General features: G+C 71.4%; 14 protein-coding genes. 4 read left to right on the forward strand and 10 right to left on the reverse strand.

The features are described from left to right. Nucleotides 1–61 precede the first annotated feature (61 nt). From AC6EI4_RS11650 to AC6EI4_RS11660, 3 genes are all read left to right on the forward strand, one after another. On the forward strand, nt 62–961 hold the full coding sequence (locus AC6EI4_RS11650; RefSeq protein ID WP_498451549.1) for an ABC transporter ATP-binding protein: 900 nt from the start codon (nt 62–64) through the stop codon (nt 959–961). Beyond that, nucleotides 958–1,773 carry an ABC-2 transporter permease gene (locus tag AC6EI4_RS11655; RefSeq protein WP_498425045.1) on the forward strand — a complete coding sequence of 272 codons (816 nt, stop codon included), beginning with the start codon at nt 958–960 and terminating at the stop codon, nt 1,771–1,773. Before AC6EI4_RS11650 ends, AC6EI4_RS11655 begins: the two co-directional genes overlap by 4 nt. 196 nt (nt 1,774–1,969) lie before the next feature. Continuing rightward, nucleotides 1,970–4,090, forward strand: coding sequence for a M1 family metallopeptidase (locus tag AC6EI4_RS11660; RefSeq protein WP_498451550.1), 2,121 nt, complete (start codon nt 1,970–1,972; stop codon nt 4,088–4,090). A gap of 124 nt (nt 4,091–4,214) precedes the next feature. On the opposite strand, the gene AC6EI4_RS11665 is transcribed toward AC6EI4_RS11660, so the two are convergent. From AC6EI4_RS11665 to AC6EI4_RS11700, 8 genes are all read right to left on the reverse strand, one after another. Then, nucleotides 4,215–4,904 carry a septum formation family protein gene (locus AC6EI4_RS11665; protein ID WP_498425047.1) on the reverse strand — a complete coding sequence of 230 codons (690 nt, stop codon included), beginning with the start codon at nt 4,902–4,904 and terminating at the stop codon, nt 4,215–4,217. Between the two features lie 272 nt (nt 4,905–5,176). Then, a complete protein-coding gene (locus tag AC6EI4_RS11670; RefSeq protein WP_498451551.1) occupies nt 5,177–6,190 on the reverse strand; it encodes a nitronate monooxygenase in 1,014 nt (337 codons plus the stop codon). Between the two features lie 22 nt (nt 6,191–6,212). Continuing rightward, a complete protein-coding gene (locus AC6EI4_RS11675; protein ID WP_498451552.1) occupies nt 6,213–6,893 on the reverse strand; it encodes a response regulator transcription factor in 681 nt (226 codons plus the stop codon). Then, nucleotides 6,890–9,385 carry an ATP-binding protein gene (locus AC6EI4_RS11680; protein ID WP_498451553.1) on the reverse strand — a complete coding sequence of 832 codons (2,496 nt, stop codon included), beginning with the start codon at nt 9,383–9,385 and terminating at the stop codon, nt 6,890–6,892. Before AC6EI4_RS11680 ends, AC6EI4_RS11675 begins: the two co-directional genes overlap by 4 nt. A gap of 45 nt (nt 9,386–9,430) precedes the next feature. Next, nucleotides 9,431–10,006: a potassium-transporting ATPase subunit KdpC gene (gene kdpC, locus AC6EI4_RS11685; RefSeq protein WP_498451554.1), complete on the reverse strand. Its 576-nt coding sequence runs from the start codon at nt 10,004–10,006 to the stop codon at nt 9,431–9,433. Between the two features lie 5 nt (nt 10,007–10,011). Further along, nucleotides 10,012–12,108: a potassium-transporting ATPase subunit KdpB gene (gene kdpB, locus AC6EI4_RS11690; protein WP_498451555.1), complete on the reverse strand. Its 2,097-nt coding sequence runs from the start codon at nt 12,106–12,108 to the stop codon at nt 10,012–10,014. Beyond that, nucleotides 12,105–13,763, reverse strand: coding sequence for a potassium-transporting ATPase subunit KdpA (kdpA, locus tag AC6EI4_RS11695; protein ID WP_498425053.1), 1,659 nt, complete (start codon nt 13,761–13,763; stop codon nt 12,105–12,107). The genes kdpB and kdpA overlap by 4 nt, the downstream gene beginning before the upstream one ends. Next, a complete protein-coding gene (locus AC6EI4_RS11700) occupies nt 13,763–13,852 on the reverse strand; it encodes a potassium-transporting ATPase subunit F (protein WP_498451556.1) in 90 nt (29 codons plus the stop codon). Before AC6EI4_RS11700 ends, kdpA begins: the two co-directional genes overlap by 1 nt. A 161-nt stretch (nt 13,853–14,013) precedes the next feature. Between AC6EI4_RS11700 and AC6EI4_RS11705 the strand changes: the two genes are divergently transcribed. Continuing rightward, nucleotides 14,014–14,553 (forward strand): HdeD family acid-resistance protein, encoded by a 540-nt coding sequence (locus AC6EI4_RS11705; RefSeq protein WP_498451557.1) that lies wholly within the window; start codon nt 14,014–14,016, stop codon nt 14,551–14,553. On the opposite strand, the gene AC6EI4_RS11710 is transcribed toward AC6EI4_RS11705, so the two are convergent. Both AC6EI4_RS11710 and AC6EI4_RS11715 read right to left on the reverse strand, forming a co-directional pair. Next, a complete protein-coding gene (locus tag AC6EI4_RS11710; RefSeq protein WP_498451558.1) occupies nt 14,550–14,963 on the reverse strand; it encodes a hypothetical protein in 414 nt (137 codons plus the stop codon). The two genes, AC6EI4_RS11705 and AC6EI4_RS11710, sit on opposite strands and share 4 nt — an antisense overlap. Before the next feature lie 58 nt (nt 14,964–15,021). Beyond that, nucleotides 15,022–16,269, reverse strand: coding sequence for a cysteine desulfurase family protein (locus tag AC6EI4_RS11715; protein ID WP_498451559.1), 1,248 nt, complete (start codon nt 16,267–16,269; stop codon nt 15,022–15,024). Nucleotides 16,270–16,299: the final 30 nt, after the last annotated feature.

Raw genomic sequence — 16,299 nt, forward strand, 5'->3', positions numbered from 1 at the left:
CGGTGCAGGCCGACACAGGAGGCCACCATGTCCAGCGCACCCGAACGCGAGGGTTGAGCCGATGATCACTGTCGAGTCCCTGACCCGGAGGTATGGCGGCTTCACCGCCGTGGACGACGTCTCCTTCACCGCCCAGCACGGCCGCGTGACCGGGTTCCTCGGTCCCAACGGCGCCGGCAAGTCCACCGCGATGCGCGTGATGGTCGGTCTGACCGTCCCGACCTCGGGCTCCGCGACCATCAACGGAGAACGCTTCGCCGACCTCCCCAACCCCGGCCTGCAGGTGGGCGTGCTGCTGGACGCCTCCGCGCAGCACGCCGGTCGCACCGGCCGCGAGATCCTCGCGGTCGCCGCCGCCACGATGGGCCTGCCCGGCTCTCGCGTCGACGAGATGCTGGAACTGGTGAGCCTGACCCCCGCCGAGGCCAAGCGCCGGGTGCGCAACTACTCGCTCGGCATGCGCCAGCGGCTCGGTATCGCCACGGCACTCCTCGGAGACCCCGAGGTGCTGATCCTCGACGAGCCCGCCAACGGACTCGACCCCGCAGGGATCCGATGGATGCGCGACCTGCTGACGGGCTTCGCCAGTGAGGGCGGCACGGTGCTGCTGTCCTCACACCTGCTCCACGAGATCGAGGTCATCGCCGACGACCTGGTCGTCATCGGCAACGGCAAGATCGTCGCGTCCGGCAGCAAGGAAGAGCTCCTCGCCGCGGCCGGGACGCTCGCCCGCTCGACGTCACCGCGCGACCTCGCTCACGCGCTCGAGCAGGCCGGGATCCCCACCACGCTCGCCGGGGACGGTTCGGTCCGCACCGATGCCGACCCCGCCCGGGTCGGGGCCGCGGCCCTGGCCGCCGGCATCGCCCTCACCGAGCTCCGGTCCGCCGAGGGCGCCGGGCTCGAAGACATGTTCCTGTCGCTCACTGCCGACACCCAACGCGAAGGAGTTGCGTCATGACCGCCACGATCGTCCCGCCGGCCACCACCACCGAGGCCGCACCGGTCCGCCGGACCGCCCGTCCCATCCCGACCACTCGGCTAGTCAAGGTCGAGCTGCGCAAGATGTTCAACACCCGCTCGGGATTCTGGATGCTCCTCAGCATCGGCGTCCTGTCGGTCATCGCGACCGGGGCGGTGATCATCTTCGCTCCCGACAGCGCCGTCACCTACGAGAGCTTCGCGACCGCGATCGGCTTCCCCATGTCGGTGATCCTGCCGATGATCGCGATCCTGGCCGTCACCAGTGAGTGGAGCCAGCGCAGTGGTCTCACCACGTTCGCCCTGGTGCCGAGCCGCGGACGGGTGATCGGCGCCAAGGCGGTCGCGGCCGTCCTGGTGGGCCTCGGCTCGATGGCCGTCGCCTTCGCGGTGGGCGCCGTCGGCAACCTGGCCGGCTCTGCGCTCGCCGGCGTCGACACCGTCTGGGACGTGTCGCTGTCCACCGCACCCCAGATCGTGCTCGGCAACCTGGTCGGGATGGCGATCGGCTTCACGCTCGGCGTGGTGCTGAGGGCCTCGGCCGCGGCGATCGTCGGGTATTTCGTGGTCTCGCTCGTGCTGCCCGGCATCCTGGCGCTGCTCGCGTCGGTGCGGGAATGGTTCCTGGACCTGCAGCCGTGGATCGACTGGAACTACACGCAGGTGGAACTCTTCGAGGGCGCCACGAACACCGGCGAGGAGTGGGCGATGCTCGGCTCGACCACGATGATCTGGATTGTTGTTCCCCTCATCGTCGGGCTGCTCTCCCTGCGCCGTTCCGAGGTCAAGTAGTCACGCACCTGCCTACCGCATTTGCCGGATTGACCTAGGCACGCAAGCAGGCGTTCCGTGGAAAGGCTGGGGGGTTGGGCCCACGCGGTTCAGCTCCGGTGGACGCCGAGGAGTGGAGCTGGACATGCCCGTCAACCCGCATCTGGCCGGCAGGCCATCGCCCATTCATCGGCGCTGCGTCGCTGTGATCGCGGCGATGGCCGTCTTCGCAGCGACCGCCTTCGCCGTCGCACCCGCGACGGCGGGTCCCCAGGGCGGTGACGACGGATCCGGCAGCCCAGGCGCCGCCGGATCCGGAGATCCGTACTTCCCGCTCGACGGGAACGGTGGCTACGACGTCAAGCACTACGACCTGCGCCTGGCCTACCGACCCAGCAGCGACGTCCTCGCGGGCGTCGCCACCTTCCGTGCTCGAGCGACCCAGGACCTCTCCCGCTTCAACCTCGACCTCGTCGGACTGCACATCCAGAGCCTGCGCGTCGACGGCAAACGAGCCGGCTGGTCCCGCGACGAGCACGAGCTGCGCATCACCCCGGCCTCCGACCTGAGGCACGGCGAGAGGTTCGTGGTGCGCATCGAATACTCCGGGGTGCCCCAGCCCTTCGACGAGCCCGGACTCGGGCTCTCCGGCTTCTTCGCCACCGACGACGGGTTCATCGTGGCGGGGCAGCCGCACGGCGCAGCAGGGTGGTTCCCGGTCAACGACCACCCGAGCGACCGCGCGGCCTACACCTTCCACGTCACGGTGCCGGAAGGGCTCGAAGCCGTCGCCAACGGCCGCTTGGTCGACCGCGACCGACACCACAGGTGGACGACCTGGACCTGGGACGCACCCGACCCGATGGCGAGCTACCTGGTGACCGTCGACGTCGGACAGTTCGACCTCGACGGCTACGTCGAGGACGGCATCCGCTACCTCGACGCCGTCGACCCGGACCTCTACACCCCGACCACACCGACAACCGGCAGCCGGCTGGCGATCTCCCAAGCGGCGGACTCGGCGTACAAGCGCCTTGCCCGGACCGTGACCGTCCCCGCCGCCGGCGGCACCCTGAGCTTCGTCCCGCACCGGCAGACCGAGCCCACCTGGGACTTCTTCCTGGTCGAGGCGCGCCCGGTGGGCAGTACCGCGTGGACGACCCTCGCCGACGAGACCGGCCACACCACGCAGGACACCGGCGCCGACTGCGTCGGCCTGGTCGCCCTGCACCCGTTCCTGGGCGAGCACTACCTGACCGCCGACGAGGAGACGGGGACCTGCGCCACGACCGGCCCGACCGGCGAGTGGAACGCCGCGAGCGGCATGTCGTTCGGCCCCGAGGAGTGGGAGGTGGACCTCTCCCGGTTCGCCGGACAGCAGATCGAGCTCTCCTTGACCTACCTCGGTGACAGCGCCGTCAGCCTCGGCGGTGTCACCGTCGACGACGTCGAGACCTCGTGGGGCGAGGGCGCCACCTCGTTCGAGACCGGACTCGACGGATGGACGGTCCCGGGCCCGCCCGCGGGCAGCCCGGGCAACGAGAACGACTGGATCGTGGGCACCCAGGCCGAAGCGCCCGGCCCGATCGGGGACGTCATCGACGCCTCGCTGGCGCGACAGCCGGAGATCATCGACTTCCTGTCCGGCTACTTCGGTCCGTACCCATGGCGCGACGCCGGAGCGATCGTGGACGACATCCAGGGCCTCGGGTTCGCCCTCGAGACCCAGACCCGACCCATCTACGCCTTCGACTTCTTCACCGACGCCGTCTCCGGCGACGCGGTCGTCGTCCACGAGCTCGCACACCAGTGGTACGGAGACAGCCTCACCCTTCGCCGCTGGCGCGACATCTGGCTCAACGAGGGCTTCGCCACGTACGCCGAGTGGTTGTGGTCCGAGGCCGAGGGGCTCGGCACCGCGCAGGAGACCTTCGACTTCTTCTACAACGACTTCATCCCGCCCGAGGACCCCGGATGGCAGATCGCCATCGGGGACCCGGGAGCCGACCAGATCTTCGAGTTCCCGGTCTACTTCCGAGGCGCCATGACGCTACACCAGCTGCGACTGGCAGTCGGGGACGAGGACTTCTTCCGCATCCTGCGAGCCTGGGCAGGGTCGCAGCGCGGTGAGCTCGTCCGGACCGAGACGTTCATCCGTCTCGCTGAGCGGATCTCGGGCGAGCAGCTGGACGACCTATTCGAAGCCTGGTTGTACACCCCGGGCCGCCCCGCCCTGCCGGACGCCGCCGTGACCGAGCGAAAGGGGAACGGCGGTGTGCCACCGGCCGCGCGGGCGACGCTACGGATCGCGCAGGCGGAGGTCGGCGAACGACGCTGAACTGAGCAGGTTCGCGCTCGGCGCGCGAGTAGCCGCTTGCCGCCGTCGATCTTCTTGGGGGAAGCAAAGTAGTTCGCCGACTCCCGGCCAGACCGTCGGCTAACTCCGCGGCGCTCGTATGCCCCTACTGCTTGGAGCCTTCGATCGAGGCGGTGACGGGTTCGGGGGCGACGAGGATGCAGACGACGCCGCTGTCCTCGCTGAAGGACAGCTCGTTGCCCGGGGAGAAGTACAGCACCTCCAAGGATGACGTGTGCTCCGGGATGCCGACGTAGCCGGAGAACCGTTCCAGGCATCCAGCTGCACTGATCTGGTCCACTTCCTCCCGGGTCGTCCACTGGCCATCGAGATCGAAGTTGGCGTACACCTCGGCATCGTGTGGCTCGGAACACGGGAGGATGGGAACAGTCAGTTGCTCGTCACCGTTTGCTACGGGTGCGGGGAGGCAGTCGCCGACGCGCAAGCCGGTGATCGTGGTTCGGCCGCCGTCGGTGACCCGCCCGTCATCGTCACGCTCGGCGCCTGCGACAAGGAGCAGCGTGCCGACAATGATGCCGACGAACACCCAGGCGCCCACGACGCACAGGGCGGCCACGGCCATGCCCTTGCCGTGATCGCGGCCGTCCCTTGACCGCGAAATGACCTGAGCCGCGAGGATCACGGCGATGATCCAGGTGATGACGGAGGGGAAGCATGCCAGTCCCAGGGCCCAGCCTGCCCGCGTCTTCGACGGCCTATCCTGGTTGCCGCTCGGCGGGGGCGCGTAGCTCGGGAAGGGCGAAACCGGATAGGGCTCGTAGGGAGGGTGGCTCACTGCCCTAACAGTAGGTAGTGCACCACGGTAGCGTTTGTGTTTTCCAAGTAAGCCTGCCTGTGAGTGTGCGGCTCTTCCCGTGACCCCGCCTGCCGCTCGGCACATCCGTCGTAGAGGCGAACCAGTCGATTCTTCCTCCGCCAGCGTCCCGGCATGCCGTGGGGCGGATGCGGGTCGGGCTGATCTCCCGAGCTGCGGGGCATGCGGCGCAGCCATTCCGCCCTTCACCTGCCAGCCGGCGCCGCGCTTCCGTGCCCCATTAGCGACGCCAACTATGGGGTCAGCAACCGGATGATCTCCCGTGCCGGAGCCCCGCGGATGCCGGTGTACCCGGTCCCCGCCCACAGGTGGGCCGCCTGAGCGTCGCCGGCCGCCAGAGCCGCCGCGCGCAGTGGTGCGGTGAGGTGGTGCAGGTGCGGGTAGCCGGCCGGTGCGTCGCGGTGCTCGCGCATGAACCGGTTGCTCAGGCCCCTGGCCCATCGGCCGGTGAAGGCGCGGGTCGGCTCGGTGTGGGTGAACGTCGGGTCGACCAGGGCTGCGCGATGGACCGGATGGGTGCCCGCTTCGTCGGCCAGCAACAGGGCCGTGCCCACCTGGGCGGCCACCGCACCGCGTCGCCTCACCACCTCGACGTCCGACGCATCGCTGAGCCCACCCGCCGCCACCACCGGGACGTCCACTTGAGGAACGATGGCGGCCAGCAGCTCCACGAGGTCGGTGCGGGCGTCCGGCTCGGCCTCGAGGTCCCAGACGCCTCGGTGCCCGCCCGCCTCCGGCCCCTGGACGCAGAGAGCGTCAGCACCGCGCTGCACCGCTGCACGCGCCTCCGCGACCGTCGTCACGGTGACGGTCGAGTGAATCCCCCGCTCAGCCAAGCGCCCAAACACCTGGACGCTCGGGCAGCCGAAGGTGAACGAGACCGCGTCGGGGCGCAGGTCCAGCACCAGCCCCAGCTTCGCGTCCCACCCGTCGTCGTCCCAGCGCGGGTCGCCCAGACTCACCCCGCGCCGGGCGGCCTCGGGCAGCAACGAACGACGGTACGCGTCCAGCGCGTCGGGAAGCGCGTCGTACGGCTCGACGACGAACAGGTTGAGGCCGACCGGTCCTGACGTCGCCCGGCGCATCTCCTCGACCTCGGACGCCACCTTGGCGGCCGGCTTGTAGCCCGCGGCCAGATACCCCAGACCACCGGCCTCACAGACCTCGGCGGCGAGCGCCGGGCCCGAGGCTCCTCCGGCCATCGGCGCGCCCACGACGGGGACCCGCAGATCCCGAGGGTCGAACATGGCCCCAGGCTAGCCCCGCCGCTCAGGCGTGCGGAGCGAAGCGGTAGCCCATCCCGGGCTCGGTCACGAACAGGGTGGGCCGGGCAAGGTCAGGCTCAAGCTTGCGCCGGATGCTGGCGATGTGGACGCGCAGGTAGTTGGTCTGTCGCTCGAAGCTGGGGCCCCACACCGCCTGGAGCAGCTCGCCCTGGCGCACGAGGCGCCCACGTCGGCGCACCAGGTGCTCCACGATCTTCCACTCGGTCGGCGTGAGGTGGATCTCGGCGCCGTCGCGTGAGGCTCGCGAGTCTCCGATGTCCAGCGCCAGGTCCCCCACCTGGACGCAGAACGCCGGCTCCTCGCCGCCCGCTCGCCGGGTGACCGCCCTGATCCTGGCCAGCAGCTCCTCGATCGAGAACGGCTTGGTGATGAAGTCGTCCGCACCGAGGTCGAGCGCCTCCACCTTGTCGTCGGAGCCGGTGCGGGCCGAGACCACGATCACCGGGACCTGCGTGAAGGCCCGCAGCCGCCGCAGGACCGTGATCCCGTCCAGGTCGGGCAGCCCGAGGTCGAGCAGGATGACGTCGGGCATCCTCTCGTCGACGATCTGGAGCGCCGAGCGTCCGTCGCCTGCGGTCTCCACGTCGTAGTCGCGGGCCCGCAGGTTGATCGAGAGCGTGCGGAGGATGGCCGGGTCGTCATCGACCACGAGCGCGATCGTCATTCCTGTTCCCTGCCTGGTGTCTGGAGCTCGACGACGAAGGTGAGCCCTCCGCCGGGGGTCTCTTCGTTGCTGATGGTGCCACCCATCGCCTCGACGAACCCGCGGGCCACGGCCAGGCCGAGCCCCACGCCGTCCTGGTGCGGGACGTCGCCGAGCCTCTGGAACGGTGCGAACAGCCGGGTGTGCTCCCGGTCGCGCACCCCGGGGCCGCTGTCCGCGACCCGCAGAGTGACCACTCCGGCGCTCTCCGCGGAGTCGACCCGGATCCGCGCGCTCCGGGGGGTGTACTTCAGGGCGTTCTCGCACACGTTGGCGACCACCCGGTCGAGCAGGCCGGGGTCGGCCAGGACGTCGGTCTCCTCATCGATGTCGACCTCGATCCGGTCGCCCCCGTCCAGCGCGCGGATCGCGTTGCACGCCACCGAGGCCAACGGCACGGCCGTCAGCGAGACCTGCAGGGTGCCGGTGTTGATCCGGCTCATGTCCAGCAGGTTCGCCACCAGCGCGGTCAGCCGGTCGGTGGACTCCTCGATCGTCTCCAGCAGGTCGGCCTCGTCCTGGGCCGACCACACCACCTCCGCGCTGCGCAGGCTCGACACGGCGGCCTTGACGGCGGCGAGCGGCGAGCGCAGGTCGTGCGAGACGGCCGCCAGCAGCGCGGTGCGGGTCCGCTCGGTCTCGGCGAGTCGGTGCCGCTCCACCTCGGCGGCCCCCGCACGACGGCGTTCGTCCATGACCTTGGCGTAGGCGGCGTACGCGTTGAGCAGTCCGCGGTCCGTCGCGGAGAGCGGGGTGCCCTCCAGCACCAGGGTGGTCCGCTCGTCGACCGCCGCGGCCAGGTCGGCGCGCTCCGAGGAGGTGGAGGCCGCGCCGTGGCAGGCGACGACCTCCTCGACACCGCTCTCGGCGCGCCGCAGCACCGAGGCCCCGCGCGCCCCGAACACCTCGCAGGCCGAGGCGAGCAGCCCCTCCAGGTCGTCGCTGGAGTTGAGCAGGCTGTGTGACAGCACGGTCAGGGCGTCGGCCTCCGCGCGCGCCTTGGTGGCTTGGGCGGTACGCCGAGCCGCGGTGTCGACGACGGTCGCCACGGCGATCCCCACCACGATGAAGAGCAGGATCGCGAACGCGTTCTCCGGCTCCTCGATGGTCAGCGTGCGCACCGGAGGCGTGAACAGCAGATTGAGCAGCAGGCCGCTGCCCAGGGCCGAGACCACCGCAGGCAGCAGGCCGCCGATCAGCGCGGTGGCCACCACCACCACCATCAAGGCCATCGCCTCGGTCGGCAGACCGTGCAGGTCGTCGGTCCAGAGCAGCACCAGGCTGAGCAGGAGCGGCGCCAGCACCCCGAAGGCGAAGCCCAGGCCACGGCGGCGGGCGCTCAGGGTCTCGGGGGGTCGCCACCGACTGCCGGTGCGCGCATAGTCGTGGGTGACGATGTGGATGTCGATGTCCCCCGCACCGGCGATGACCCGCTCGCCGACGCCGGGACGCAGCAGCGTCGAGACCCGTCCGCGGCGGCTGGCGCCGACGATGAGCTGGGTGGCGTTCTCGGCCCGGGCGAAGTCGAGGATCGCCTCGGCCGGGTCGTCACCCACCACGGTGTGCAGCGTGCCGCCCAGCTCCTCGGCCTTGCCCCGCAACCGGGCCAGCTCGTCGGGGGACACGGTCGTCAGACCGTCGTTGCGCGTCACGTACAGGGCCCGCCACTGGGTGCCGGAGCCGCGTGAGGCGATCCGGGCGGCGCGTCTCATCAACGTGCTCGACTCCGGCCCGCCGGTGACCGGTACGACGAGCCGCTCGCGAGCCGGCCAACTGGACGCGATGCGGTGCTCGCTGCGGTAGCGGTCCAGCCCCTCCTCGACCCGGTCGGCCAACCAGAGCAGCGCGAGCTCGCGCAGCGCCGTCAGGTTGCCCTCGCGGAAGTACTGCGCCTGGGCTGCGTCGACCTTGTCCGCGGAGTAGATGTTGCCGTGCGCCATCCGTCGCCGCAGCGACTGCGGGCTCATGTCGACCAGCTCGATCTGGTCCGCGGAGCGCACCAGCTGATCGGGGACCGTTTCGCGCTGGCGCACCCCGGTGATCGCCTCGGTGACGTCGTTGAGGGACTCCAGGTGCTGGATGTTGACGGTGGTGACCACCTCGATCCCCGCGTCGCGGATCGCCTCGACGTCCTGCCACCGCTTCTCGAAGGTGCTGCCCGGGACGTTGCTGTGCGCCAGCTCGTCCACGAGCACCACCGCCGGCTTCCGCGCGAGCACGGCGTCGAGATCCATCTCCTCCTGGCAGGTGCCGCGGTAGGAGATCTGGCGCCGCGGCACCACCTCGAGGCCGACCAGCTGCTCCGCGGTGTGCACCCGCCCGTGGGTCTCGACGTACCCCACGACGACGTCACGGCCGCGCTGGAGCCGGCGATGCCCCTCGTCGAGCATGGCGAAGGTCTTGCCGACGCCGGGGGCGGCGCCCAGGTAGACCCGCAGCCTCCCGCGTTCCATGCGGACAGTCTCCACGCCGGTCTCCGCCACGCCGCCCCCGCCTCCCTAGGAGGTCCGCCGGTGCACGGCCAGGTTCAGGTCGAGCACGTTGACCCCGACCTCGCCGAGGAAGCCCAGCACCCGCTCGGCGGTGCTGTCCGCGATGAGCTCGCGCAGGGTCTCCTCGCTCACCCCGGTCGCGCGCGCGACCCGCGGCACCTGCAGGGCGGCATACTCCGGGGAGATGTGCGGGTCGAGGCCGGAGCCGGAGGCGGTCAGGGCGTCCGGGGGCACCTCGGACTCCTCGATGGACTCCGTCTGGGCGACCGTGGCGCGCCGCTCCTCGATCAGCGCGAGCAGATCGGGGCTGGAGGGGCCCAGGTTGCTGGGCGCCGAGGCCAGGCTGTCGTAGCCCCCCGCCGAGGGCCGGGAGTGGAACCACGCCTCGCCCTCGAAGCTCTGGCCCAGGAGCCGTGAGCCGACGACCATGCCGTCGTGGTGGACCGGTTGGCCGGTGGCGCGCTCACCCAGGAGCTGACCGACGCCCCAGACCGCGAGGGGGTAGCCGACGCCGAGGACGACGGTGAGCACGAGCAGGGCGCGCAGTCCGGCGAGGGACTGGCGGAGAAGGTCTGTGAGCATGGTGATCAGCCGATCCCGGGGATGGTGGAGACGATGAGGTCGAGGAGCTTGATGCCGAGGAACGGCACCACGACGCCGCCGACACCGAAGACGGTGACGTTGCGCCGCAGGACGCTGGTGGCCGAGGCCGCCCGGAACCGCACACCGCGCAGGGCGAGCGGGATGAGCGCGACGATGATCAGCGCGTTGAAGATCACCGCGGAGAGGATCGCCGACTGCGGCGTGGCCAGGCCCATCACGTTGAGCGCGTCCAGCGAGGGGTAGGCGGCCGCGAACATGGCCGGGATGATCGCGAAGTACTTGGCGACGTCGTTGGCGATCGAGAAGGTGGTCAACGCTCCGCGGGTGATCAGCAGCTGCTTGCCGATCTCCACGATGTCGATCAGCTTGGTCGGGTCGGAGTCGAGGTCGACCATGTTGCCGGCCTCCTTGGCGGCGGCGGTGCCGCTGTTCATCGCCACCCCGACGTCGGCCGCGGCCAGCGCGGGGGCGTCGTTGGTGCCGTCGCCGGTCATCGCGACCAGCCGGCCCCCTTGCTGCTCACGGCGGATGTAGCCCAGCTTGTCCTCCGGCGTCGCCTCGGCCAGGAAGTCGTCGACCCCCGCCTCGTCGGCGATCGCCCGGGCCGTGAGGGCGTTGTCGCCGGTGACCATCACCGTGCGGATGCCCATCGCGCGCAGCTCGGCGAACCGCTCGGTCATCCCCTCCTTGACCACGTCCTTGAGGTGGACGACACCGAGCACCCGGGCCGGGCCGTCGTCCCGTACGGCGGAGGGGTCCTTGACCGCGATCACCAGCGGGGTGCCGCCCTGGCGCGAGATCTCCTCGATGCCGTCGAGCACCTCGGTCGGCGGGTTGCCCCCGCCCCAGGCGGCGACCGCCGAGGTCGCGCCCTTGCGGATCTCGGCGCCGTCGGCCAGGTCGACACCCGACATCCGGGTCTGGGCGGTGAACTCCACGAAGCCGGCCCCGGCGGGCAGGTCGCGGTCGTCGGCGCCCTGGGCCAGGGCCAGCTCCACGATCGAGCGCCCCTCCGGGGTCTGGTCGGCCAGGCTGGAGAGCCGGGCGGTGTCGCGCAGCTCGGTCTCGCTCACGCCGGGGGCCGGGACGAACCGGCTCGCGCGGCGGTTGCCGTAGGTGATGGTGCCGGTCTTGTCGAGCAGCAGCGTGCTCACGTCGCCGGCCGCCTCCACGGCCCGCCCCGACATCGCCAGCACGTTGACGCGCACCAGGCGGTCCATGCCGGCGATGCCGATGGCCGAGAGCAGCGCCCCGATGGTGGTGGGGATCAGGCACACCAGCAGCGCGACGAGCACCACCACGTCCTGGGGTGCGCCGGCGTACGCCGCCATCGGGGCCAGGGTGGCCACCGCGGCGAGGAACACCAGGGTCAGGCTGATCAGCAGGATCGAGAGGGCGACCTCGTTGGGCGTCCTGCGCCGCGACGTCCCCTCGACCAGCGCGATCATCTTGTCGAGGAAGGTCTCCCCCGCGGCGGCGGTGATCCGGACCACGATCCGGTCGGAGAGCACCTTGGTCCCGCCGGTGACCGCGCTCCGGTCGCCTCCGGCCTCCCGGATCACCGGCGCGGACTCGCCGGTGATCGCGGACTCGTCGACGGAGGCGATGCCCTCCACGATCTCGCCGTCGCCGGGGATGACCTCCCCGGCCTCGACCACCACCCGGTCGCCGACCGCGAGCTGGGTGCCCGGCACCCGGCTCTCGTCGCCCGCCGCATCCAGCCTCCGGGCGATCGTGTCGCTGCGCGCCGCGCGCAGCGAGGCCGCCTGGGCCTTGCCGCGCCCTTCGGCGACCGCCTCGGCGAGGTTGCCGAAGATCACGGTCAGCCACAGCCAGACGGCCAGGCTGATCACGAAGACGCCCGGGTCACCGAAGGCGGCCACGGTGGTGATCACCGAGCCGATCCAGACCAGGAACATCACCGGGGAGCGCCACAGGTGGCGCGGGTCGAGCTTGCGCAGCGCCTCGGGGAGCTGTTCGAAACCCTGGGCGGCGAGCGTGCGCAGCGAGAGTCCCGCGGTGGGACGGCGGGCGGGGGGCGGCGCCGGTGCGACCGGCGGGGTGGACGTGATGGTGCTCATGCGAGTGCCTCTGCGATAGGTCCGAGGGAAAGGGCGGGGAAGTAGGTCAGGCCGGTGACGATCACGATCACGCCCACCAGGAGCGCCACGAACATGGGTCGGTGCGTGGGCAGCGTGCCGGCGGTCGCGGGGATCCGCGGCTGCTCGGCCAGCGAGCCGGCCAGCAGCAGGACCAGGACGATCGGGATCAGCCGGCCCAGCAGCATGGCCAGGGCCAGGGTGATCTGGAAGAAGTCCGAGGTGACGGTGAGGCCGCCGAAGGCGCTGCCGTTGTTGTTGGCCGCCGAGGTGTAGGCGTAGAGCACCTCGCTGAACCCGTGCCCGCCCGCGTTGCCCATCGCGTCCACGGTGGAGCCGCGGGCCATCGCGATCCCGGTGCCGACCAGGACCAGGGTGGGCGTGGTCAGGGTGTACAGCGCGACGTAGGTCATCTGCCGCGACCCGATCTTCTTGCCGAGCAGCTCGGGGGTCCGCCCGACCAGGAGGCCGGCGATGAAGACGGTGACGATGGCCATCACCAGGATCCCGTAGATGCCGGAGCCGACGCCGCCGGGCGTGATCTCGCCGAGCATCATGTTGACCAGCACTCCCCCGCCGCCGACGGGCGTGAAGGAGTCGTGGGCGGCGTTCACCGCGCCGGTCGACGTACCGGTGGAGACCATGCCGAACAGGGCCGTGGCCCACTCGCCGAACCGCGTCTCCTTGCCCTCCATCGCGGCGCCGGCCGCCTGTGCCGCCTGGGAGCGCGCGCCGGACTCGGCAGCCGTGACGAGGGTGAGGGACAGCGCCATCAGGATCCCCATCGCGCCGAGCACGGCCAGCCCCTGGCGGCGGTTGTCCAGCATCGTGCCGAGCGTGCGGGTCAGGCTGATCGGGATGACGAGCATCAGGAAGATCTCGAGCAGGTTGGTGAATCCGTTCGGGTTCTCCATCGGGTGCGCGGAGTTGGCGTTGAAGAAGCCGCCGCCGTTGGTGCCCAGCTCCTTGATGGCCTCCTGGCTGGCGACCGGGCCGCCGGTGAGCACCTGGCCGTGACCGGCGAGCGTGTCCATGCCCGTGTCGGTGAAGGTCTGCACCACTCCCCCGGCCATCAGCAGGACGGCCGCGAGGAACGCCATCGGCAGCAGGATCCGCAGCGTCCCGCGGGTCAGGTCGACCCAGAAGTTGCCCAGGTCCCCGCTGCGGACCCGGACGAACCCTCGGATCAGCGCGACGGCGATCGCCATCCCCACCGCCGCCGACAGGAAGTTCTGCACCGCGAGACCTGCCATCTGGGCCGTGAAGCCCAGCGTGGACTCGCCGCCGTAGGACTGCCAGTTGGTGTTGGCGACGAACGACACCGCGGTGTTGAACGCCATCGAGAGACCCATGCCGTCCAGGTCACGGTCCAGAGGAAGGTGGGACTGACCCATCAGGATCGCCATCAGCGCCAGGACGCCGACCAGGGAGAACCCGACCACGCTCAGCGCGTAGGCCTTGGGGCTCTGCCCCGTCTGCGGGTTCACCCCGCTGAGCCGGTAGACCAGCGCCTCGACGCGTAGGTGGGAGGTGCCCGTGTAGACGCGAGCCATGTAGTCGCCCAGCGGCGCGTACACCGCGGCGAGCAGGAGAGCCAGAGCCGCGATCTGCAGCAGCCCGGCGACGGTGTCGGACACTAGAAACGCTCCGGGAGGATCAGGGCCACGAGCAGATAGACCGCTACGCCGACGACCGCCAGGACGAGAAGACCGCTTTCCACATTCATGTCGCCCAGCCAAGACCGTCGTCGGCGAGGCACCCGCGATCTTGACGCCGACTTAACGGCGCTTGACGCGATCTTGTCTGCGCCCTGTTCCGCAGCCGCGTGCGGGAGTAGCGTCCGAACCGGCTGAGCCGTTCGGGCGGGCCGGGCGAGGGGAGCTGGCGATGGCGGACTCGTTGCTCTCGCGGAGCTGGCAGTACCTGGCGGTGCGGGGCGTGGCCGGCGTGGTCTTCGGGGTGCTGGCGATGGCGGCACCGCTGACCACGGTGATCGCCCTGGCGCTGCTGTGGGGGATCTGGGCCCTCTTCGACGGCGTCGGCGCGCTGGCCCAGGCCTTCAGCTCACACCGGGGCGCGGGGCGGTGGACGCTGGTCCTCACCGGCGTGGTGTCCCTGCTGGCCGCGTTCTTCGCCATCGCGCGGCCCGGGCTGTCCGCGGAGGCGCTGACCTGGGTCCTGGGGATCTGGCTGGTGGCGCGCGGGCTCCTGGAGGTCACGCTGGCGGTGGTCGACCGGGTCGAGTCGCGATGGGGGATGATCCTCGGTGGCCTGGTCGACGTCGTGCTCGGCGTGCTGTTCATGGCCAACCCCGGCCTCGGTGCGGTCAGCATCGCGCTGGTGCTGGGCCTGACCGCGCTCGTGTGGGGGGTCGTGCTGTGTGCGCTGGCGTTCTGGGTCTACCGCGCGGCCAGGAGGGTCGGCTAGGGCTCCTCGCCGTGAGCCGCCAGTAGACCGGCCCTCACCAGCATCCGCTCGACCCGTTCCCGTTCGAGGTCCCGAGCCGTACCGGGCCGCAGCGACTCCAGCTGCTGGTCCAGCTCGAGGGCCCGGCAGTCGGCGACCAGGACCTCGTCGTACGCCTCGAGCCAGCCGCGCCTGCGCGCCACCGGCATCCCCGGTGGAGCATGCCGAAGGGCGTCCCGGAGGCGCTGGGTGTCAGCGGCGAGCCGCTCGACCGGGGGGCCGGGCGGTGGCACGGGCCTCGCCGGGTGGCCGTCGAGCCACCGACCGAGACGACGGGCACGTGCGACGTAGACGCTCCAGGAGGGAATCACCCAGAGCGCACCCAGCACGGCGGCGACCAGGCCGACCTTGATCAACAGGCCAACGTCCACCTTTCGATGATCACCCCGGGCACTGGCCCAGACAAGATCCCGCGGAGCCGGTGACCGGTCAGCCCGCGCCGCCGAGGATCTCCGCCACGGCCGAGTCCACGTCCTCGGCCGTCGTCCAGCGGCCCAGCGAGAGACGCACCGCGCTCAGTGCGCGCCGCGGCTCGACGCCCATCGCGCTCAGCACGGGCGAGGGCTCGTGACGGCCGCTGTGACAGGCTGACCCGGTCGACGCCGCGAGGCGCGGCGCGGCCGCGAGGAGCTCGTGCCCGACGACGCCCTCGAGGCTGACGTTGAGCGTGTTGGGCAGGCGCTCGGCCACGGGCCCGTTCAGCCGGACCTCGCTGGGCCAGCGGCTCTGCAGACCCTCCTGCATCCGGTCGCGCAGCGCCTCCAACCGCTGCGGCACCCCGGTGGCCACGTCGTCGGCGGCGAGCCTGGCCGCCGCACCGAGGGCGGCGATCAGCGCGACGCTCTCGGTCCCTGCGCGCCGGCCGCCCTCCTGTCCCCCGCCGTACCCGATCGGCTCGAGGTCCAGACCGGCGCGCACGTAGAGCGCCGCGATGCCCTTCGGCGCGTACATCTTGTGGCCCACGACGGTGAGCAGGTCGACGTCGAGGGCGTGCACGTCGAGCGGGATCTTCCCGGCTGCCTGAGCGGCGTCGCAGTGCAGCAGGGCGCCGTGGGCGTGCGCGACGGCCGCCAGCTCCGCGATCGGCTGGAGCGCGCCGGTCTCGTTGTTGGCGGCCATCACCGAGACGACGGTCCGCGCGCCCGCCGTTGTCGGGGACCCGGGGTCGGCGAGCATCCGCTCGAGGAGCGCCGGGTCGACCAGGCCCTGCGGCGTCACCGGCAGCACGCTGACGCGGGTGCCGTGCAGGCGTGCCAGCGCCTCGCCGGCGCCCAGCACCGACGGGTGCTCGGTGGCCTGGGTGACGACGTGCGAGCGGGGCGAGGACGGCGACAGCACGCTGCCCCGCAGCGCGAGCAGGTTCGCCTCAGAACCCGACCCGGTGAAGACGACGTCACCGCCACGCGCACCGTCGCGGCGGGCTCCGAGGAGCCCCGCGACGTCGAGTCGGGCCTGCTCGACGACCCGGTGCGGCTCGTGACCGAACGCGTGCGCGCTCGACGGGTTGCCGAACGCGTGGGTCAGGTAGGGCAGCGCGGCCTCGAGCACCCGGGGGTCGACCGGGGTGGTCGCGTTGTAGTCGAGATAGACGGGGCCTGTCCGCAGACCCTCCGGCACGCCCGGCGGCTCGGCGCGCGAGCGATCGACGGGCTTCGTGGCAGGTTCCCGCTGCGGCATCGGCCCAGCGTAGTCGCCGCCTAGGCTCCG

This window comes from Nocardioides sp. Z43_10, assembly GCF_059766615.1.

Bases quoted from the DNA above. Each gene is read 5' to 3' on its own strand.
- AC6EI4_RS11680 (WP_498451553.1), bottom strand. From the start codon at position 9,385: ATGGAACGCGGGAGGCTGCGGGTCTACCTGGGCGCCGCCCCCGGCGTC.
- AC6EI4_RS11650 (WP_498451549.1), top strand. From the start codon at position 62: ATGATCACTGTCGAGTCCCTGACCCGGAGGTATGGCGGCTTCACCGCC.
- kdpB (WP_498451555.1), bottom strand. From the start codon at position 12,108: ATGAGCACCATCACGTCCACCCCGCCGGTCGCACCGGCGCCGCCCCCC.
- AC6EI4_RS11705 (WP_498451557.1), top strand. From the start codon at position 14,014: ATGGCGGACTCGTTGCTCTCGCGGAGCTGGCAGTACCTGGCGGTGCGG.
- AC6EI4_RS11660 (WP_498451550.1), top strand. From the start codon at position 1,970: ATGGCCGTCTTCGCAGCGACCGCCTTCGCCGTCGCACCCGCGACGGCG.
- kdpC (WP_498451554.1), bottom strand. From the start codon at position 10,006: ATGCTCACAGACCTTCTCCGCCAGTCCCTCGCCGGACTGCGCGCCCTG.
- AC6EI4_RS11715 (WP_498451559.1), bottom strand. From the start codon at position 16,269: ATGCCGCAGCGGGAACCTGCCACGAAGCCCGTCGATCGCTCGCGCGCC.
- AC6EI4_RS11675 (WP_498451552.1), bottom strand. From the start codon at position 6,893: ATGACGATCGCGCTCGTGGTCGATGACGACCCGGCCATCCTCCGCACG.
- AC6EI4_RS11655 (WP_498425045.1), top strand. From the start codon at position 958: ATGACCGCCACGATCGTCCCGCCGGCCACCACCACCGAGGCCGCACCG.
- AC6EI4_RS11700 (WP_498451556.1), bottom strand. From the start codon at position 13,852: ATGAATGTGGAAAGCGGTCTTCTCGTCCTGGCGGTCGTCGGCGTAGCG.
- AC6EI4_RS11670 (WP_498451551.1), bottom strand. From the start codon at position 6,190: ATGTTCGACCCTCGGGATCTGCGGGTCCCCGTCGTGGGCGCGCCGATG.